Below are 21,362 nucleotides of genomic sequence, written 5' to 3'. Positions count from 1 at the left end.
TCAAGTGATGAGATAGGTAATACGGAGATATACTTGACTTACCAACGTTTTTAGAAGAAAAACTAATACTACTTTATTAAAGGGGAGAGTAACTATGGAAAAATACCGTATAGATACAAGAAAAGGAATTGAGTTTGGGTTATATTCAATTGGCGATCATGTATTAAATCCACATAATGGGGAGAAAGTTACGCCAGAAAAAAGAATTCACGAACTAATTGAAACAGCTAAGTTAGCAGATGAGGCAGGGCTTGATGTGTTTGCTGTAGGTGAAAGTCATCAAACGCATTTTACAACGCAAGCTCATACAGTTATTTTAGGTGCGGTCGCGCAAGCTACGAAAAATATAAAAATTGCAAGTTCCGCAACGATATTAAGTACATCTGACCCAGTTCGAGTATATGAGGATTTCGCTACCATTGACTTGATTTCTAATGGTCGTGCTGAAATCGTAGCTGGTCGTGGATCTCGTATTGGAGGATATAGTTTACTTGGTTATGACGTGAATGATTATGAAGAATTATTTGAAGAGAAGATGGATCTTTTATTAAAAATTAATAACGAGGAACATGTAACATGGAATGGACAGTTCAGAGCACCGCTCGCACATGCATCGGTTATTCCAAGAGCGAAAAATAATAACTTACCAATTTGGCGTGCAGTTGGAGGTCCACCAGCTAGTGCAATTAAAGCAGGACGTGCAGGTGTGCCAATGATGATAACAACACTTGGTGGTCCAGCAATTAACTTTAAAGTGTCAGTAGATGCTTACCGCGAGGCTGCTCAGCAAAGTGGATTTGATCCAGCTAGTTTACCAGTTGCGACAACGAGTTTATTTTATACGGCAAAAAATTCACAAGATGCACTTAGTGAATATTATCCTCACATTAATGCTGGTATGCTTACACTGCGCGGTGGTGGGTATCCGAAACAGCAATTTACAAATGCAATAGATTACCGTGATGCTTTAATGGTTGGTAGCCCACAACAAATCATTGAGAAAATGCTTTACCAATATGAATTGTTTGGCCAACAACGCTTTATGGCACAAATTGATTTTGGCGGTGTACCATTTGATAAAATTGAGAAAAATATTGAATTAATTGCTACTGAAATATTACCAGCCGTTAGAAAACATACAGCAAAATAAATAAAAAAACTGGGAGTCTAATTGACTCTCAGTTTTTTATTTGTTATGGAAAAATGACAAAAAAATGAACTTTTAGTCGAGGGAGAGGGAAGTTGTTTTCTATTTTTGAATAACATTATTTCGAGTTTGAATTTTGAAAATACATTTTTCTCTTGACAAAAAATAAGCATTTATCGAGGATAGTTTCGAGGACATTTTTTCGGTTGAAAGTCAAGTGTATGAAGAAAAAACGATTGTTTTATAGATATAAAAGTAAGAAGTATATTGAAAAAACACATTTTGCTAATGAAAAAAATCTGATTCAAAAAAATGACAAAAGACATATTTCAGACAAAATGATGTCAATAATACGTCAAAAATAACCTGAATTTACTATGCAGGTATATTATACAATTCGATTAACGAATAAAACACTACAGAAATAGTGAAAAGGTAAAAATTAGCATTGCAATAGTTTGAAAAACTGAAACTTCATATTTTTCGACAATACATACAAAATGTTTTTGTCTTTTCGTATTTCTTAATAATTGAGTTTGATAAGATTGCTCAATTAACTTTTATTATAAAAACTATGAAGGAAGTGATTTTAGTATGGAAACGCTCGAATTGGCACGAATACAGTTCGCATCAACAACGATTTTCCATTACTTTTTTGTTCCGCTGTCAATTGGTTTAGCTTTTATTATTGCGATCATGCAAACGTTGTATGTGGTAAAAGGGCAAGAAGTATATAAGAAGATGGCAAAGTTTTGGACGCAATTATTCCTTATTAACTTTGCAGTAGGTGTAGTAACAGGTATTTTACAAGAATTTCAGTTTGGTATGAACTGGTCAACGTATTCACGTTTTGTAGGTGATGTATTTGGTCCCTCGCTTGCAATTGAAGGATTACTGGCATTTTTCATTGAGTCTACATTCCTAGGTTTATGGGTATTCGGTGAGGATAAATTACCGAAGCGAATTCACTTAATGTGTATTTGGCTCCTTTCAATTGGAACGATGTTATCAGCATTCTGGATTTTAACTGCAAGTGCATTTATGCAGTCACCTGTCGGGTATGAAATGGCAGCTGATGGTCGTGCACAAATGAATGATTTCTTAGCCATTATTCAAAACCCACAACTATGGGTACAATTCCCGCATACAATTACAGCAGCAATTGCAACAGGTGCATTCTTTATTGCGGGTGTAAGTGCATGGAAAATTACAAAAGGACAAGAAACTGTAGTATTTAAAAAATCTTTCCGAATTTCTATCATTGTTGGAACAATTACAACGGCGCTTGTATTATTCTTCGGTCATGCACAAGCGCAACAATTAATTAAGACACATCCAATGAAGATGGCGGCAGCTGAAGCACTATGGAATACAAGTGAGGATCCAGCGCCATTTACAGTATTTTCGAAAATTGATACAGAGAAGAAAGAAAATTCGTTTGAAATTCAAATCCCTTATATGCTAAGTCTATTATCGTATGATAAGTTTAGCGGTCAAGTTGAAGGGATGAATCAAATTCAAAAACAATATGAAGAAAAATATGGACCTGGGGATTATATTCCTCCAGTGCATACAATGTTTTGGAGTTTTAGAGCGATGGTAATGAGTGGAACATTCATGCTTCTTCTAGGAGCTTACGGATGGTTCTTATCAAGAAAAGATCGTTTAGCTGAAAAAACGTGGTATTTAAAATTAATGGTGTATGCAATTTCTCTTCCATTCATCGGTAATACAGTAGGGTGGATTATGACTGAAATGGGTCGTCAACCTTGGGTTGTATTTGGTGTAATGAAAACAGAAGATGCTGTATCACCAAATGTAACATTCGGTGAAGTATTATTCTCACTTATTTCATTCACATCAATGTATTTAATTATGGGTGGAATTTGTGTGTACTTATTTGTTCGTACCATTAAGGGCCACACGAATAAGAAAACGAAAAAGGATTATCAAAGCCATGATCCATTTGATAAGGAGGAAGAGTATGTTATCTCTTAATGAGTTATGGTTTTTAGTTATTGCAATCTTATTTGTTGGATTCTTCGTACTGGAAGGTTTCGACTTTGGGGTAGGAATGGTTTCGAGGTTTTTAGGAAAGAATGATTTTGAAAAACGAGTTTACTTAAATACAATAGGACCGTTCTGGCACGCGAATGAAGTATGGCTTGTTTGTGCTGGTGGAGCCATGTTTGCGGCATTTCCGCACTGGTATGCAACTTTATTTAGTGGTTTTTATATTCCGTTTGTATTTATGCTTCTTGCTTTAATTTTAAGAGGTGTTTCCTTTAAATTTCGTGCGAAAATAGATAATCATAAATGGAAGAGTGCGTGGGATTGGGGGATGTTTATTGGAAGTATGTTACCTCCTATCCTTTGGGGAGTTGCGATTGCAAACTTTATGGTAGGTGTACCTATTGATGAGAGTAAAAATGTTGTAGGTGGATTCCTGCAATTACTTCATCCATTTGCGTTACTTGGGGGAGTAATGTTTCTCCTACTATGTATTGTTCACGGATTACAATTTCTTACGATACGTACAACTGGTAAATTGAGAGAACGTGCACGAATTGCTGCAATAAAAATTGCACCATTTTCATTAATTACACTTCTTGTTTTTGCTGGTGTGGGGTTATGGAAAACCGACATTTTCACTGCTCATGGAACAGAATGGATTATGGTACCAATCGGAGCTTTTGTAGCACTATTAGTGTCCACTTTATTAAATAAAAGAAGAAGAGATGGTTGGGCTTTCTTTATGACGAGTTTAACAATCATTTTACTAAGTGCGAGTGTATTTATCGGTATGTTCCCACGTGTTATGATTAGCTCTTTAGGAGCAATGAATGATTTGACAATTTACAACGCAGCATCAGGAGCTTATGCATTAAAACTTATGACTTACTTTGCGATTGCTATTTTGCCTTTCGTTATCGGAAGTCAAATATGGAGTTATTATGTATTTAGACAACCTGTTAAGTCAGACAACGATTTGGAGTACTAATGAAAAGAAAAAGAGGACTTCCGTCTTATCCCGGTAGCCGTATTTTATATGTAGCGTTAACGATTATTAGTATTTTAGAAGCTTTTAGTATTATTGCGCAAACAATCTTTTTAGCACGAGCTATTACGTTTTTATTTCATGGAGAGACAGTACAAACAATATTAAGTGAAATTGTTTATTTTGGTATCGCGTTTGCAGCGCGTAACATAGTAGTTCGAACATCACAAATATTAGTGGAACGTTTTGCCGAAAAAACAGGGTCGTTACTAAGAAAACAATTGATAGAGGCATATTTCACATTAGGTCCAAGGTATGTTCAAACGGTTGGAACTGGTCATCTGGTTACCTTATCAATTGAGGGGATTGAGAAATTTAAAACATATATTGAATTAACGATTCCTAAAATGATTAGAAGCAGTATCGTTCCAGGTCTAATTGTACTATATGTTTTTACGCTAGATATTGAGTCTGGAATCATTTTAGTTGTAACGATTCCTATCGTGATCATATTTATGATTCTTCTCGGATTAGCAGCGCAAAAAATGGCAGATAGTCAGTATGAGATATATCGTGTACTTTCGAACCATTTTGTAGATACGTTAAAAGGTTTAGAAACATTAAAGTATTTAGGGAAAAGTGAACAGCACGAAGGAAAGATTGAAAAAGTAAGTAAAAGATATAGAAAAGCAACGATGCGTACTTTGCGAGTTGCTTTTCTTTCTTCTTTTGCATTAGATTTCTTTACGAGTTTATCAATCGCGTTTGTGGCAGTTGGATTAGGGATACGCTTAATAGATGGAACGATTATACTATTACCAGCCCTTACAATTTTGATTTTAGCTCCGGAATATTTTCTGCCGATTAAACAAGTGGGAGCAAATTATCATGCGACATTAGATGGACAAATTGCGATGGAGCAAATAGAAGAGATTTTGCAACAACAAAAAGGAATAGAAAAGAAAGATTTAAATGAAGATATAGTATGGAATGCCTCTAGTAGCTTGAAATTACAAGATATCAAAGTTAATAATACTGAATCTGAGAAGGCTATATTAGAAAGGATTAATGTTACTTGGGAAGGTAACGGTGCTATTGGTGTTATTGGTGAAAGTGGTGCGGGGAAATCGACGTTAATCGACGTATTAGCCGGGTTTTTATCTCCTTCGAGTGGAAAGATGTTAGTAAATGGTCTAGAAGTTGATGGATCTACTCGTGAAGATTGGCAAAAAAATATTGCTTACATTCCGCAGCAACCTTATATTTTTCCGCTTTCATTAAAGGATAACATTCGTTTTTATGAAACAAATGCAACAGATGAAGAAGTTGAAAGAGTTATTAATGAAGTCGGCCTTCGTTCACTCGTTACATCACTTCCAAATGGGATGCACGAAAGAATTGGAGAAGGTGGACGTATGCTAAGTGGCGGACAAGAACAGCGTGTTGCTATGGCGCGTGCACTTTTAAGTAAAAAACCAATCATTTTATTAGATGAGCCTACGGCACATCTTGATATTGAAACCGAATTTGAAATAAAGCAAGCGATGTTACGTCTATTTAATGGAAAATTAGTATTTTTAGCAACCCACCGTCTACATTGGATGAAACAAATGGACCATATCCTTATTTTAAATAAAGGGGAAATGAAAGAAAGTGGGACGTATGAAGAACTTTTAGAGAATGAGACATTACATTTTCATAGGGAAGAGAGGGGAGAGAAATGAGCAACTGGGTTAAACCTTATATAAAACAAAATAAAGGTAGAATGACTTTAACTATTTTCCTTGGTCTTCTTGGAGTTAGTTCAGGAGCGATGTTACTTTTTATTTCAGGTTATTTGATCTCAAAATCTGCCCTTAGACCAGAAAATGTAATGGCTGTATATGTTCCTATTGTTGCAACAAGAGCGTTTAGTATAGGGCAAGCTGTGTTTCATTATATAGAGCGCTTAGTCGGACATGATGTCGTACTACGTATATTAGAAAAAATGAGAACGAAACTATATAGAATAGTAGAACCACAGGCGTTATTTTTTCGTTCTCGATTTCAAACGGGTGATATGTTAGGAGTGTTATCCGAAGATATAGAGCATTTGCAAAACCTATATTTACGTACAATATTCCCTAGCATATTAGCGCTAGTTGTTTATAGTATCTTCGTACTTGTTATCGGTGCATTTGACCTTGTGTTTGCACTTATTGTAGGTTGTATGTTAGCTATTATCGTGTTTCTTCTTCCGTTTGTATCATTACTTTTAATGAAGAAACACCATGTTACTTTGAAGCAAGGTAGAAGCCGTTTGTATCAACAACTGACGGATGCTGTTTTTGGATTATCTGATTGGCAGGCGAGTGGTCGTAAAGGTGAATTTATTAATGAGTATGTAAAACAAAATGATCAGTTGTTAAAAATAGAAAAGAGAGTGAAACGCTGGTATCATATTCGGGACAGTATCATTCAATTAGTAGTAGGTATTGTAGTTATTTCGATGATTATATGGACTGGGAATGAAGCGGCAAGCGAACAAATTGCTCCAACCGTAATCGCAGCTTTCGTATTAATGACTTTATCTGTAACGAACGCGCTTATTCCTATTGCAGATGCCATCGATCGAATCCCGTCGTATGTAGAATCTACTCATCGTCTTAATCGCGTAGAAAGTGATAGTGTTTTACATGATGAAATGGATTTGCAGGAGGAGAAAGATTACATTGAACCAAAACATGTAGATATTGAACTGAATCACGTATCGTATAGTTATCCAGATAGTAACGAGATTGTATTAAAAGACGTATCATTACAAATAAAAGCAGGGAAGAAAATTGCTATTTTAGGCAGGAGTGGGACAGGGAAATCTACTTTACTAAAATTATTAACAGGTGCGTTAAGCCCAGTAAATGGCAAAGTTGTATTGAATGGTAAACGAGCTCATACGAATCTTTTATCTAAATATATTTCTGTATTAAATCAAAAGCCACATTTGTTTGATACGACAATTGGAAATAATGTGAGAATCGGCAAACCAGAGGCGACGGATGAAGAGATATGGAAAGCTTTAGAGAAGGCACAATTAGCTTCACATATTACTTCTCTTCCAGCCGGATTACAAACAAAAATGCATGAAATGGGAAAACGGTTTTCTGGTGGGGAAAGACAAAGGGTTGCTTTTGCTAGAACTCTTATGCAAGAAACACCAATTATTGTACTTGATGAACCGACTATCGGTTTAGATCCAAAAACAGAATTGTCTTTAATTGAAACAATGTTTTCTGCAACGGAAGAAAAGACGGTTATTTGGATTACGCACCATCTTGTAGGAATAGAACATGTAGACGAAGTAATATTCCTTGATCGTGGCCAAATTGTCATGCAAGGTAGCCATAAACAACTTCTGAAAGAAAATGAAAAGTATCGTAAACTTTATGAGTTAGATAAAGGAATATGATTTGAATAAGCAATAATTGTAAAAATAGCTACGCCTAATGGTGGAGCTATTTTTTTGTTAGATTGCAGGTGTATATGATTGTTACGAATTAAAAATGAATTTCATATTATACATATAATGGAGGGGATGTACATGAAGGAGCAATTTAAAATCATTGTTTTAAGTGATGAATTATCAGGGGATAGGATTCGAAATACGTTAGACAAAAATAAATGTAAAACAATAGTTCATGTTGTAGACGTTTCAAATGTTGTTCGTATAGAAAGTTCTTTTCAATATATAGTCATTTGGAGAGGGGACGCAGAAAAACTTACAAATGACTTGATAAATAGGGGCGTACAAAGTTCAAAAATTATTAATTTAACAAAATACATGTATGAATGGAAGGATAAATTAATTTCTATCTATCAAATAAATCCGGATCTTATGTCTTTATACATTTCTATAAAAAAAGCAAAGAGTGATCCGACGTATGAATTGTTTGCTACCGGTTTGTCTTATCCACATTGTGGCATAAGTACGGAGCTCCTCTCAAAAAAGTCAATAAAATTAACACTTCCATCTCAAGATCTATACTATGATTATTTAATAGCGTCACAACTTCTATCAAACACTCATTCATTTCAATATTGTTTAATAGGAATAGCTTATTTCTCGTTTTACTTTGATATGTCGTTATCATCTGAATCATATAGAATTCACAAAGTATATTATCCATTGTTTCAAGATGGTCATCATACTGTAGTTTATTCTCCTTTACCCACGGATGGATTCTTACATCTAAATACTCCGAAACCACTTTTTTCTATTTTTAATTTGCATTTTGAATATATTTTATTAGACGAACTAAAAGATGAATCATTGATACTGCCTTGGATAAATGCTGAGTGGAATACCACTCCTCTTCACATTCCTTTTGAAGAACACGGGAAAATAAGAGCAGCTTCACACGCTAAATTGGCGTATCCTCATACTTTAGTTGAAAATAAAATGATTTTTAAGAAATATTTAGAATTACTATTAAAAAACGATATAAAGCCATTAATTGTTGTATTCCCTGTTACTTCACATTATTTCAATTGTAGTAGTAAGAAATTAAAAGAAGATTTTTATAAAGTTATAAATGAGTTTCAAACTCAATATTCTTTTCAAATCATAGATCTATTTGATTCGCCATTATTTTGTGAGGATGATTTTTATGATAGTGATCATATGAATAAAAAAGGTGCAAATAAAATGTCCGCGTTATTAAATATGTTTATTCAGGAACGAAAAGTATGATATTTTGTTTCATGTTTGCATAAAAGTATATAGGCTCCATACAGTTAAAGTAATGTGATTTTTGTGTCGCGTATATAAATAATATGCGAAGAGGTGAGAGAGTTAAAATGAGAAATCGTATTGAAAGAATTGAAGAGGTCGTAGAGCAACTTCCGTTGGTAAGTGTGTTAATTCCTACGTATAATCGTCCTCGCTACTTTGAAAAGGCGTTATGTAGTGTGTTAGAACAAACGTACCCTAATATAGAAATTATAGTTGGAGATGACAGCACGAATGACGAAACAGAAAAGGTGTTACAAAAATATTTATGTGATCATTTAAATATTATTTATATAAAAAACAGATCAACTCTCGGACAATTTGAAAATGCGCTAATGTTATTTCATGAAGCGAACGGTGAGTATATAAATTTTTTAATGGATGATGATATATTTCATGTGAATAAAATTGAAAAGATGATGAAGTATTTTTTCAATGATCTAGATAATGAAATTAAGCTAGTAACATCTCATCGTCAAGTAATTGATGATAAAGGGAAAGAACTACGACATATTTATTCAACTGTCCGTTTATTTGAAGAGGATACGATTATAGAGGGAATAGAATTAGGAAATAAGGTAATTGTGGATCAAAAAAATTATATTGGAGAACCAACAACAGTTTTATTTCGTAAAAATGATTTACAAGAACCGTATGGGATTTTTGATAAGAGGCGGTATTTATGTAATGTAGATATAGCTTCATGGTTATCTTTATTAAGTGAAGGAAAAGCAGTATATATAGCAGAGACACTTAGTTACTTTCGATTACATCCAGATCAACAGTTAAATGAATCTAATAAAATGATGGATGGGTTAGAAGATTTTTCACACAGTATTATAGCGGGAGAAAAATATGGTTTCTTATCCAACGAAAAAGATTTAGACAAAGCGATAACTAATTTTCTAGATTATGCAAGAAGGATAGTTCCATCATCGATATTATATACATTAGACTATTACCAAAAAATTAGAGGAAAGAAAATAAATATAGAAAAGAAAAAACAGCATATAAATAATAATTCTTCTTTACCGAAAGTAAGTATACTTATTCCTGCATACAATAGACCTTATTACTTGGAATTAGCGCTCAACAGTGCTCTGAATCAAACATATGAAAATATAGAAATTATTATTTCTGACGACAGTACAAATAATGAAGTCAATGTTATGATTCAACCGTACTTACGTGAATATGAGTGTATTACATATGTTAAAAATGAAACGCCATTAGTTGCTGAAAACTTTAATAAGTGTATAGAACTTGCGAATGGGGATTATATAAACTTTTTATTAGATGATGACTTATTTCATCATGAAAAGATCGAGAGAATGATGAAATACTTTTTGGCATTAGAAAACATTTCATTTGTGACGTCATATCGTGAACTGATTGATGAGAATGGAGAGATATTACCACCTTCAACATTGAATATGAAAATCGCGAAAGAAACAACACTTTTTGAAGGAAAAGAATTAGGGAATTATATGTTAAAAAACTTAAAAAATATAGTTGGTGAGCCGACAACTGTTTTGTTTAATCGGGATTTGTTTGAAGGTAAGTTTGGGTATTTTAAAGGAAAGGCTTATTCTGCTATTAATGATATTGCAACTTGGATAGATATGATGAGAAAAGGAAAAGTAGTTTATATACAAGAACCTCTTAGTTATTTTAGACAACATAGTGGACAAAATCAAAAACAAATGCATTTTATGTTAATGACAATTGAAGAGTGGATTGAATTAATTATAGATGCATATAATAGTGGATTTTTAAGTTCTGAAAGTGAGTATAAAGAGAGTTTATCTTATTGTTTAGAAAATGCGGGATTTATAGTTAAGGATGCAGTAAGAAACGGCGAAATAGATCAAATTTATAATGAAAAGATAAAAAAAGGGTTACACAAATTAGTTGCTCACATGTTTGAGAAAGAATTCTGTTATTGTCAATATTGCAATCAACAATTTGAAAAATTTTCACCTTGGCCAGCACATTATGATTTTCCGAAATATAAATTTGAGATGTGGAATAAAGATACAGGGATATGTCCAGTTTGTAATTCGATGGATCGTGAAAGATTGTATCGTACATACATTGAAACGGAAACAGACTTGTTAAATAGAAACTATACTATGCTTCATATTGCACCTGAAGCGAAGTTAAGAGATTGGTTTAACGAGTATAAAAATATTACGTACGTATGTGGTGACTTAGAACCAAAGGATCCATTAATGAAGGAAATTGATGTTACAAGGATTACATATGATAGTAATACCTTTGATGTAATATTATGTAGCCATGTGTTAGAACACGTTCCTGATGATGACAAAGCAATGCGAGAGTTATATAGAGTGTTAAAGCCAAATGGATGGGGAATTATTCAAGTACCAATCGTAATGAATGTAGATTTTATTGTAGAGAATGAATTAATTGTAACACCACAATTGAGGAAATTAGCTTTTGGTCAAGAAGATCATGTGAGAATTTATAATCAATCGGGATTTATTCAACGATTAATGAATGCAGGATTTAAGGTGGAATTATATAACATAGCGGAAAAACAAGGAATGAAAAGTGCTAGGAAATTTGGATTATCTGAAACAGATATGCTCTATATTGTCCGAAAATGATAGGAAGGAATAGATAGATATGGAGAATATTCCTTTTTTACGTGCTTCAACTGTACCTGTAATTGAGTATTTGGACGAATTGAAGGAAATTGATACATCTCACATATATACGAATTATGGACCTATAAATCAACGTTTTGAGGAAACAATTATGTCGGTATTTTTTCAAAACAGGGGAGCTGTTACAACAGTAGCAAACGCAACGTTAGGGTTAATGGCGGCTATTCAACTAAAGAAAAGAAGAAAGGGAAAGTATGCTCTCATGCCTAGCTTTACATTCCCTGCGACTGCCTTAGCCGCTATTTGGTGTGGATTGGAACCTTACTTTATTGATATTTCAATAGATGATTGGTATATGGATAAAACGGTACTTTTGGATAAGATAGAAGAATTAAAAGAAGAGGTTGCGATTGTTGTCCCGTACGCCACTTTTGGATCATGGATGAACTTAGAAGAATATGAAGAATTAGAGAAGAAGGGGATTCCGGTTGTCGTAGATGCGGCACCGGGATTTGGATTAATGAATAGAGGGATGCATTACGGTCAAGATTTTAGTGGAATGATCGTATATAGCTTTCATGCAACAAAGCCGTTCGGAATTGGTGAAGGAGGGCTCATATATAGTAAAAACGAAGAAGATATACAACGTATTAAAAGAATGGGGAATTTCGGATTTGATAAAAATCGTGAATGCACGATGATGGGGTTTAATTGTAAAATGTCTGAATACGCAGCAGCTATTGGGATTGCGACTATAAAAAAGTGGGATCAAAAATTAAAAGAACGCACCCGTATTTCTGAATGGTATAAACAGTTGTTACAAAATACTGGGTTAATGAAAAAAGGGTGGAAAGTCCAAAAGACAGAAGCAGTTATTCACCAATTTATGCCTATCATTTGTCCAGAAGAAGTTCGCAACATACAAGTAATAGAAGAACTGAAAAAACAGAAAATAGAAGCTAGATTATACTTTTCACCATCTTGCCACCAACAAGTTCTTTTTAAAAACTATAAGTCTACAGATTTAACAAAAACGAATAAAATAGCTAAACGAATCGTAAGTTTACCTTTATGGGAAGGAATGACGAAAGAACTAGTAGAGCAAATTGTAATCTGTTTAGAGCAGAAGGTGGTGTTGGTAGATGAATAGTTTTTATAGTCAAGAAGAACTAAAGAAAATTGGGTTTTTATCTGTTGGGAAAAATGTATTGATTAGTAAAAAAGCAAGTATATATAATCCGGGTGCTATATCAATTGGTAATCATGTAAGAATTGATGATTTTTGCATTTTAAGTGGCAAAATCACAATTGGAAGTTATTCGCACATATCAGCGTATACAGCGTTATATGGAGGGGAAGTTGGGATTGAAATGCATGATTTTGCAAACATCTCAGCTAAAACAATTGTATATGCAGTACTTGATGATTTCAGTGGAAATACATTAATGGGGCCAACCGTCCCGAATCAATATAGGGATGTGAAAGCAGAAAAAGTTATTTTAAAAAAACATGTGATTATTGGTGCTAATTCTATTGTTTTTCCAAATGTAACTGTAGGAGAAGGTACGGCAGTCGGCGCGATGAGTATGGTAAAAGAGAGTTTAGATGATTGGTATATTTACGCTGGAGTTCCCGTAAGGAAAGTAAAACCTCGTCAAAAAAAGATGCTAGAGTTAGAAATTGATTTTTTAAAAAGCATTCATTCTTAACAAAAAAGAATGAATGCTTTTTATTTTTATCCCGCTATTTGCCGGTAAAGATTCGACTGGTGAGGGCTAATTAAAGTTTCACTTTATGATAGAGCAGAGTGTATCTTAACTTATTATGTTTTAAATTTTGCTGACCAAGGCAATACTGAGCCATAGTGAATGTAAAGTTGGAGGGCGAGCGTATATGTTTGATGAGGATGGGATTGTATTAATTATGGAACCAGCTGATGAAAGAAACTTGAGGAGATTTATTTTTTCAGTGCCAAAGTCAGTGTATGAAAAGAAGGGGCTTACATTACACTATGGAACAGCTATAGGACAAGGATATATGGATATAATTGAAGATATTATAAGCGTACATATAGAAATAGATGTTGTAACGATAATAGGGCATGTAAGAGGATAAATAGCTATTTGAAAAAGGTTATAAACAATTTAGCTAGAAGTTATGTATAGAGAAAACTACAGACAATTATAAAGACGAAGGGAGTCTAAAATGAAAATAAAATCAATTTTATTAGTATTTATAGTTTCAATTGGTTTAATGGGATGTTCAATAGTGGAGGAAGGAAAGAACTCGATAGATTATGCTCAAAAGGCGACAGACTATGTAAATGAAATAAGTGCATTTGCAAATGATGCACCAGCATTAGCAGAAAAGGCCGTTAATGATAGTGAGGCTCGAAAAGAATTAGAAACGAAGCTTAGTGAAATTAAACAAGATATACCCGCATTCAATGAATTAACGCCACCTGATGTAGCAAAGGATCTTCATCAACAAATCGTCGGATATAACGAAAAGTTAAATACGTTAATTGATACGGCGATGACAAAGATAGAAGAAGGGAAAGTGGATGTAGAGCAATTTAAAAACTCAGAGCTTATGCAGACGGTAGATCAAGTTCGAGATTTGAAAGATAAGGTGCAAAATTTAGGTCAATAGTAAAAAGCTCCGTTTGTGATAAACGGAGCTTTTTACTATTGGATACAATAAACGATTACACCAAAGATAATAATCATGTTACCGATGAGTTTACGTTTCGTTATTTTTTCCCCTAGGAAATACCAACCGAAAATTAATATGATGATATAACTTAAGGATTCTAATGCTGATGCTTGTTTTAATTCCATGCCCTTCATGGCGATTACATTTAATCCAGCGTTAAGTACAAATAAAGAGTAGCCGATAATAACATAAGGATTCACATATTCTTTTATTCTAGAATCGTATTGTTGTAAAGTAGCTTTTTTTAATAATATTTGTGAGTAATTAGCTAAAATTATCCCGAAAATAAATAATAACATATAACTATTCATCTTTTGTCACCACCACAATTCCGACGATAATAATAGCTGCACCAAGTAAATGATTCCACTGAATCGTATCTCCAAATAGAAATACTGACCAAAGCATTGACCATAGTATAATAATCCCGCGATGTGAATATGCTTTTGAAATTTCGAAATGTTTAATTACTTGTTGCCATAAAATTGCATATCCGAATAAAAGTACAACTAGTCCGAAATAAGCAATAAAAAATGAGATTGAAGCAATTGGAAATTGAGCTGCCCATTTCATGTAAACCATAATGATAGAATATATCAAAAAAGCTACATGTAAAAATACATAATTTTTAATAGTTGGTTTCATTTATTCACTCTCTTTTGCATATAAATATATATTTATACCTAATTTTTCTAATGATAGATATTGGAACGTATTTTGTTTAATCTTTCACATTCCAAAGTATATAGTATCATGGCTTTTATTGTAAAACAATAGAAGCCATGCATTCATTTTTTCCAAGGTTCTACAATATGTATCGTTTTATTTGTTGCATCTAACTCTACTTGAACACCGATAGGCATGGTAATCATTGGATGTGTATGACAACAATCGAAGTCGGCTAGAAAAGGAATTCTTTGATTTTGAAGTACTTCTAATAGTATTTCAAAAGGTTTTCGATTTGTACCACAATCATCAAATTGCTCATGTTTTCCAAGAATGATACCTGAAATTTTATCGAATACACCGTTAATTTTAAGGAATGAAAAGCTTCTTTCGATAGTAGCTGCATCTTTTGAACTGTCCTCAATAAAGAGAATATCGCCCTCTTGAATATGTGGCATATAGGGGCTACCAAAAATTCCTTGTATCGTGTTTAAATTCCCGCCAATAATACGCCCAGTAGCTTTTCCATCAATTACTGAAATCCAATTGTTTGGTCGAAGTTCTTTCTCCTTCGTCTTTTTTTCCCAATTAATAAATTCATCTGACCAAAATAATGGTTGTTTTATATGATAAGGAAGAGATTGATCATGTAGTAAAGTTTCTGCAAAATATTTGTATGTGCAATTAACAAAAGGTTCAAATTCACCAAAGGAAGGGACGAGAGCTGGCCCATAAAATGTAGGAATTCCTGTTTTAACATAAATTCCTAGTAATAAAGCAGTTGCATCTGAATATCCAATCATTATTTTAGGGTTATTTAGAAAAGCATCATAATCAATATAAGGTAATAGTGAATTTGAATTCATCCCACCAATTGTTGACATAATACAAGAAATATTAGGATTTCTTATCAAGGCATTTAGTTCCTCAGCGCGCTCTTGTATACTACCAGAACGATAAAAATCATATCGACCTGTTAATGAACCTTCTAATATATGAAACCCTTTCTGTTGTAAGTAAGATTTTGCTCGTTCAAATCTTTTTAGAGAAGTGTAAGTTACTGGTGAAGAAGGGGAATAGATCCCAATTGTGTCTCCGTATTGCAATGATTTTGGAAGTAGCATTTGAATGAATCCCTTCTATTAAATAGTTTATCCCGCTATTTGCTGTGCAGTAAGATCCCCACCTCAAAATTCAGTGAAAGCGAAGAAGTTAGGTGGGGGGCGGGCTGCCCGTAAAAGCCCGATTGGTGGGGCTGATTAAAGTTTCCTTTATTTACGAGAATTTATTATTGAATATTCTTACGTTTCAATATTGTAAGTTTACCATAAATAAATTAAAATAATCATTGCTGTATATGAATAAACATACCTTTTTGCCTTGACTGTATAAAGGAATTGTTGTTAAGGTTAAATGTGAGTGTATAAAAGGTTTGCTAAAGGAGTTTTGAAATGAATCGGTTAAAATGGGGAAGGATGACAGTCCTATTAGTCATTATTTTAGGGGTATGTTGGTTCTTATTCCAAGGAAATCAAAAGAGCGTAGCAAATGTAGAGGGACAACCTTTGCAAGTGGCAGAACTACCTAAAGCAGGATTTTCTGAAAAAGTAGTCCCGCCAAAGTACATCCCACCAGAAATTAATGCAAAAGCAGCTATGATTATCGATGCGAGTGATGGAGATATTATTTATCAATATAATGAAAATGAAGCTTTTGCACCGGCTAGTATGTCTAAGATGATGACAGCGTATCTCCTACTAGAGAGTATACATAACGGGAAAGTTCGCTGGGAAGATCCAGTTAAAATGAGTGCGAAGGCGGCACAAACAGAGGGAGCGAGAATCCCAGTACAAGTTAATGACACATTAACTGTTAAAGATTTATATCATGCATTAATGATTGAGTCAGCTAATAATTCAGCTGTGGCTTTAGCAGAACATATGGCAAAATCGGAGAAAGATTTCGTTCAGCTTATGGATGCAAAAGCGAAACAGTTAAAAATGTCGGAACATGCTAAATTTGCAAATGCTTCTGGATTACAAGAGCCAGATGGAAGTGAAACAAAAATGACGGCTGCTGATGTAGCACAATTGGCGTATCATCTTATAAAAGATTACCCGGAAATATTAGAAGTGACTCACTTACGCCAAAGTCAGCTAGCATTTAATAATATTAATGTTATAAGCACAAACGACATGTTAAACAAAAATAATAAAAGTTTATATATAGAAGGAATGGACGGACTAAAGACTGGATTTACAGATAGTGCAGGATACTGTTTTACTGGGACTGCCAAGCAAGGTGATAATCGAATTATTACAGTGGTCATGGGGACATCAAGTAAAACAAAACGTTTTACAGAGACGAATAAGTTAATGTCGTATGCATTTGGATTAGTTAATTAAGTAAGTAAAATACCAATCTAGATCGCTACATAAGTAAGACTGTTTGTTGTTACTAATTTTAGATAACAACAAACAGTCTTTTTATTTTAACTTTAAAAAGGGAAAAGATTCTAAATACAAGTGTTATCATTTGAGTTTATTTATTGCTGTGATATTATAAAGTTATAAGCTTATTAATAATAAGCTTGAGGGGCGTAATATGATGTATACATATGAAATAGCCTCAATTGAAAATTGGAGGGAATTATGATGGCAAAAGATTTTTACTCAGCAATTGAAGACAGAAGATCTATTTATGCAATTAGTAAAGAGCAAGTAGTTTCTGATGAGAAAATTCAAGAAGTGATTTATCATGCTGTAAAACATACACCTTCAGCTTTTAATTCTCAAAGTGCTCGTGTTGTTGTTTTATTAGGAGAACAACATGATAAATTATGGGATATTACGAAAGAAACGTTAAGAAAAATTGTACCTGAAAATAACTTTGCACCTACTGAAGAAAAAATGAATGCATTTAAAAGTGGTTATGGAACGGTTTTATATTTTGAAGACAGTGAAGTAGTGGAAGGCCTTCAAGCAAACTTTGCATTATATAAAGATAATTTCCCAACTTGGTCTCAGCAATCATCAGGAATGTTACAATTTGCAATTTGGACAGCTTTAGAAATTGAAGGGTTTGGTGCTACGTTACAGCATTACAATCCGCTAATTGATGAAGAAGTGAGAAAAGAGTGGGATGTTCCAGAAAATTGGAAACTCACTGCGCAAATGCCATTTGGTAAACCGGTAGTACAAGCTGGTGAAAAAGAATTCCAACCGTTAGAAAACCGTGTGAAAATTTATAAATAATTTGATAAAAGGTGAACAGGAATATAACCTGTTCGCCTTTTTTTATAAGTAATAAGGGTTTTTTTGTCCTTCATTTTTTATCTGATTTTTCAATTCATCTTTACGTGTTTCAACAACTGATACTTTTTGTAATGTTATCATTGAAACGAATTGAATAAAAGCATAGTACATCTCTATATTTTTTTGTATAGAATCATCTATTATATGTCTCACAAATATGCCTCCTCTTTTTATTAGGATATGTATATAATACTATGGTTATCCTATAAATTCTATAATTAGAAAAAGAGAACAATTGGTATAGTGTGTGCTTTCTTTAAAGGAGAAATGGTTTTTATAAAATAAATCTTACAATTCGTCAAATTATTTCAAAATTGTAGATAGTATAGAAAATTAGTTTTCTAAAAATATTATACTATTGATTAATAGAGTGATTTTTGTCATGATGAAAGTATACTTTATGTAAGGAGCTTTATAAGGAAATACATAATGTAGTTTGTATTAGGTTAATAGAATTTTTTATAGAAGATAGAAAAGGGATATTTTATATTGAGATATTAAATGAAATGTCGAATTTTTATGCGATATATAAGAAATTTGAAAAAATCATTGCAAAAACACTATGTTTAATGATAAAGTTCACATGAAGTTCACACGGATTTCACTTTGTTCATTTAAAATGAACTCTGTGTGAAAAATAAAACTCTTGCTAAAAAATGGAACTGGATGAATATTTTACTTTGATAATATTGTAAAGTATTAAAGTTTTAAGTTTTTTTAAGAGGATAGTAGGGAAAGGAAGTAAAGACAACTTATGAAAAAAGTAATTGCAGGTTTAGCAGCAGCTTCTGTAGCTGGCGTTGCAGTTCCAGGAATGGATTCTGCTCATGCACAAGTTTCAAATGAAGCGCTAAAAGAAATTAATGGACAAACTCAAACTCAAACTCAAACGACTGTAACTGAAACAAAAACTGTAGAAACAACTTCTGAATTAAAATACACAGTAACTGCTGATGTATTAAATGTTCGTTCAGGTGCTGGTACAGGACATAACGTTATTTCTAAAGTAAAATCAGGCCAAGTGCTACAAGTAGTTGGACAAGAAAATGGTTGGTTCAAAGTAAACGTAAATGGTCAAACAGGTTATGTAAGTGGTGACTTCGTAACGACTGGTGGCAAAACAGGAACGACTGTTCAACAAGGAACAGGTACTTACACAGTAAACGTTTCTTCACTTAACGTACGTACAGGCCCAAGTACATCTCATACAGTATTAGGTTCTGTAAACAAAGGTAAAACAGTACAAGTTGTAGGTGAAGTACAAGATTGGTTTAAAATCAACTTCAATGGTGGAACTGGATACGTAAGCAAAGACTTCGTAACAAAAGGTGGTTCTGCTGTATCTAACGAAACACAACAACCAACTACAAACAACAATACTACAACAGTTCAAACTGGTGGTTCTTATGTTGTTAACACTGGTGCTTTAAAAGTACGTACAGGCCCAGCTACATACAACGCTGTAATCGGTGGAGTAACAAATGGTAAAGTATTAAACGTTACTGGCGCTGAAAATGGTTGGTACAAAATTAACCATAACGGCCGCACAGGTTACGTAAGTGCAGACTTCGTTAAGTTTGTAAAAGGCGGAGTAAATAACGTTACAAATAACAATAACAATAACGTTACAAATAACGTTCAACAACCAGGTAAAGACGTACAAAAACCAACAACAAGTGGAGATACATCTTCAATCGCTGGATTCGCTAGATCTTTAAATGGTTCACCATACAGAACTGCTGGTACAACACCTGCTGGTTTTGACTGCAGTGGATTCATTCACTACGTATTAAATCAAACTGGTCATAAAGGCGCTCGTCAAACAGTTGCTGGATACTGGAGCTCTAAAACAAAAACTAGCAATCCACAACCAGGTGATTTAGTATACTTCCAAAATACTTATAAATCAGGTCCTTCTCACATGGGTGTTTACTTAGGAAACGGTCAGTTCATTAGTGCAGAAACAGATGCAACTGGTGTACGTATTAGTTCTGTAAGTAACTCTTACTGGAGCAAGCACATTTTAGGTTACACAAAAGCATACTAAGAAAAAGTAGTTTTATATACTTTTCGTATAGAGAAAAGGCTTTCCAAGGAAACTTGGGAAGCCTTTTTATAGTTGAATAAATTGGAAGTTTAATAGTTTTTATTTTAACTTTCCATTTAAAAATCGATCATATAAGTCGTGGAAATAGTTAGGACGAAATAAGTTCGCTGCATGTCCTGCTAAAGGTATTTCCTTGTATAGAACGTTAGGTAAAATAGATTTCAAATCAAATAGACAAGATTTATAGAGATGATCATGCTCTCCCATTACCCATAGTATAGGGTGAGGGAGTGATTTTAATTTAGATTTTAAATCGAATTCTAACCGATGTCGTAATGACTGGGCAATTATGGATGAATGTAATTGTAATCCGAAACGGTAGTAAATATTTCTTGAAATGACTGCGAATGGATTTGCTTTTAGTATACCACTTGGAAAAATAGTATTTGCGTATTGAGAGAGCCATTTAGAGTATTCATCTCCTCGCTTCTCCCAAAAATTTTGAAATACATTATATAAACGAGAAGGGTTATTGTAATGTCCTCCAATATGACAAATACTTAATACTTTTTCTGGATGCATTTGTGCAAAAATTGTAGAGATGTAACAGCCGTAACTTAGTGCACAAATATGAGCTTTTTTAATATTTTCTTGTTCATATAAGTTTAATAATTGATCTACGAGGCGCTGTAATGAAAAGTCGATTGCTTCTCCTTTATCATCACCGTGACCTAATAAGTCATAAGTTATAATGTTGTAGGAGGCAGAAAATCGTTTTTGCTCCTTTTTGAAGGCGCGACGATTACCAACTAACCCATGAATAAAAATAATTGTTTCCTTTTCAGAATGTATATTTGTTTGCAAAAAGGATACTCCTTTCACTAACTGGAGATTTATATCGTGTTGTAAATTATTTATAATTTACATAGAATAATATTAAGTACCAGGTAATAATATCAGATGTTTATATCTGTTGTAAAGATGAGTTTTTATGTATATTTTGTAAAAATAGAAAAAGTGTGTTTACATTCAGTTTACATTTGTATCGTATTCTAATTTTAGAAAGAACAGATTTGTTTA

At 33.4% G+C, this 21,362-nt stretch carries 19 protein-coding genes; 14 read left to right on the top strand and 5 right to left on the bottom strand.

Annotation, left to right across the window (positions count from 1 at the left end; genetic code table 11):
- Positions 1-94 precede the first annotated feature (94 nt).
- The 11 genes from N2V92_RS25465 (at position 95) to N2V92_RS25415 (ending at position 14,192) form a co-directional block, all read left to right on the top strand.
- The gene (locus N2V92_RS25465) at positions 95-1,150 is read left to right on the top strand and encodes an LLM class flavin-dependent oxidoreductase (protein ID WP_000417553.1); all 1,056 of its coding nucleotides are present in this window, start codon (positions 95-97) and stop codon (positions 1,148-1,150) included.
- A 591-nt stretch (positions 1,151-1,741) separates the two neighbouring features.
- Positions 1,742-3,145 carry a cytochrome ubiquinol oxidase subunit I gene (gene cydA / locus N2V92_RS25460; protein ID WP_000448870.1) on the top strand — a complete coding sequence of 468 codons (1,404 nt, stop codon included), beginning with the start codon at positions 1,742-1,744 and terminating at the stop codon, positions 3,143-3,145.
- The gene (cydB, locus tag N2V92_RS25455; protein WP_000950083.1) at positions 3,132-4,148 is read left to right on the top strand and encodes a cytochrome d ubiquinol oxidase subunit II; all 1,017 of its coding nucleotides are present in this window, start codon (positions 3,132-3,134) and stop codon (positions 4,146-4,148) included. The genes cydA and cydB overlap by 14 nt, the downstream gene beginning before the upstream one ends.
- Positions 4,148-5,869 (top strand): thiol reductant ABC exporter subunit CydD, encoded by a 1,722-nt coding sequence (gene cydD, locus N2V92_RS25450; RefSeq protein ID WP_000824030.1) that lies wholly within the window; start codon positions 4,148-4,150, stop codon positions 5,867-5,869. The genes cydB and cydD overlap by 1 nt, the downstream gene beginning before the upstream one ends.
- Complete coding sequence (cydC, locus tag N2V92_RS25445) at positions 5,866-7,590, top strand: thiol reductant ABC exporter subunit CydC (RefSeq protein ID WP_016077848.1); 1,725 nt, start codon at positions 5,866-5,868, stop codon at positions 7,588-7,590. Before cydD ends, cydC begins: the two co-directional genes overlap by 4 nt.
- A 132-nt stretch (positions 7,591-7,722) precedes the next feature.
- Positions 7,723-8,871, top strand: a complete 1,149-nt coding sequence (locus N2V92_RS25440; protein WP_000662898.1) for a hypothetical protein — start codon at positions 7,723-7,725, stop codon at positions 8,869-8,871.
- A gap of 107 nt (positions 8,872-8,978) precedes the next feature.
- The gene (locus N2V92_RS25435; RefSeq protein WP_016077847.1) at positions 8,979-11,540 is read left to right on the top strand and encodes a glycosyltransferase; all 2,562 of its coding nucleotides are present in this window, start codon (positions 8,979-8,981) and stop codon (positions 11,538-11,540) included.
- Positions 11,541-11,559: 19 nt separating this feature from the next.
- Entirely contained in the window at positions 11,560-12,690 is a 1,131-nt protein-coding gene (locus tag N2V92_RS25430; RefSeq protein ID WP_000427951.1) for a DegT/DnrJ/EryC1/StrS aminotransferase family protein, read from the top strand.
- Complete coding sequence (locus N2V92_RS25425) at positions 12,683-13,249, top strand: acyltransferase (RefSeq protein ID WP_001084172.1); 567 nt, start codon at positions 12,683-12,685, stop codon at positions 13,247-13,249. Before N2V92_RS25430 ends, N2V92_RS25425 begins: the two co-directional genes overlap by 8 nt.
- Positions 13,250-13,433: 184 nt before the next feature.
- Positions 13,434-13,655, top strand: coding sequence for a hypothetical protein (locus N2V92_RS25420; RefSeq protein WP_000459099.1), 222 nt, complete (start codon positions 13,434-13,436; stop codon positions 13,653-13,655).
- 90 nt (positions 13,656-13,745) lie between these two features.
- Positions 13,746-14,192 (top strand): DUF6376 family protein, encoded by a 447-nt coding sequence (locus N2V92_RS25415; RefSeq protein ID WP_000695203.1) that lies wholly within the window; start codon positions 13,746-13,748, stop codon positions 14,190-14,192.
- Between the two features lie 35 nt (positions 14,193-14,227).
- On the opposite strand, the gene N2V92_RS25410 is transcribed toward N2V92_RS25415, so the two are convergent.
- The 3 genes from N2V92_RS25410 to N2V92_RS25400 form a co-directional block, all read right to left on the bottom strand.
- The gene (locus tag N2V92_RS25410) at positions 14,228-14,566 is read right to left on the bottom strand and encodes an EamA family transporter (RefSeq protein ID WP_001089871.1); all 339 of its coding nucleotides are present in this window, start codon (positions 14,564-14,566) and stop codon (positions 14,228-14,230) included.
- Positions 14,559-14,900, bottom strand: coding sequence for an EamA family transporter (locus N2V92_RS25405; protein WP_000805128.1), 342 nt, complete (start codon positions 14,898-14,900; stop codon positions 14,559-14,561). Before N2V92_RS25405 ends, N2V92_RS25410 begins: the two co-directional genes overlap by 8 nt.
- A gap of 143 nt (positions 14,901-15,043) precedes the next feature.
- On the bottom strand, positions 15,044-16,045 hold the full coding sequence (locus tag N2V92_RS25400; protein WP_000926336.1) for a S66 family peptidase: 1,002 nt from the start codon (positions 16,043-16,045) through the stop codon (positions 15,044-15,046).
- A 327-nt stretch (positions 16,046-16,372) separates the two neighbouring features.
- Between N2V92_RS25400 and N2V92_RS25395 the strand changes: the two genes are divergently transcribed.
- Together N2V92_RS25395 and N2V92_RS25390 are read left to right on the top strand one after the other, a co-directional pair.
- Entirely contained in the window at positions 16,373-17,326 is a 954-nt protein-coding gene (locus tag N2V92_RS25395; protein ID WP_001080883.1) for a D-alanyl-D-alanine carboxypeptidase family protein, read from the top strand.
- 246 nt (positions 17,327-17,572) lie between these two features.
- Positions 17,573-18,175, top strand: a complete 603-nt coding sequence (locus N2V92_RS25390; RefSeq protein WP_016077846.1) for a nitroreductase family protein — start codon at positions 17,573-17,575, stop codon at positions 18,173-18,175.
- 42 nt (positions 18,176-18,217) lie between these two features.
- Here the strand turns inward: N2V92_RS25390 and N2V92_RS25385 are convergent, their stop codons facing one another.
- Positions 18,218-18,388, bottom strand: coding sequence for a hypothetical protein (locus N2V92_RS25385; RefSeq protein ID WP_001215914.1), 171 nt, complete (start codon positions 18,386-18,388; stop codon positions 18,218-18,220).
- A gap of 601 nt (positions 18,389-18,989) precedes the next feature.
- Between N2V92_RS25385 and entFM the strand changes: the two genes are divergently transcribed.
- Positions 18,990-20,282 carry an enterotoxin EntFM gene (gene entFM, locus N2V92_RS25380; protein ID WP_000755512.1) on the top strand — a complete coding sequence of 431 codons (1,293 nt, stop codon included), beginning with the start codon at positions 18,990-18,992 and terminating at the stop codon, positions 20,280-20,282.
- A 99-nt stretch (positions 20,283-20,381) separates the two neighbouring features.
- Here the strand turns inward: entFM and N2V92_RS25375 are convergent, their stop codons facing one another.
- Positions 20,382-21,146 carry an alpha/beta fold hydrolase gene (locus N2V92_RS25375; RefSeq protein WP_001194308.1) on the bottom strand — a complete coding sequence of 255 codons (765 nt, stop codon included), beginning with the start codon at positions 21,144-21,146 and terminating at the stop codon, positions 20,382-20,384.
- Between the last annotated feature and the right edge of the window lie 216 nt (positions 21,147-21,362).

It is taken from the genome of Bacillus sp. CH_48, from assembly GCF_038008465.1.
In the GTDB taxonomy this organism is placed as follows: Bacteria; Bacillota; Bacilli; order Bacillales; family Bacillaceae_G; genus Bacillus_A; species Bacillus_A thuringiensis_S.
This window is presented reverse-complemented; position numbering and strand designations above follow the sequence as displayed.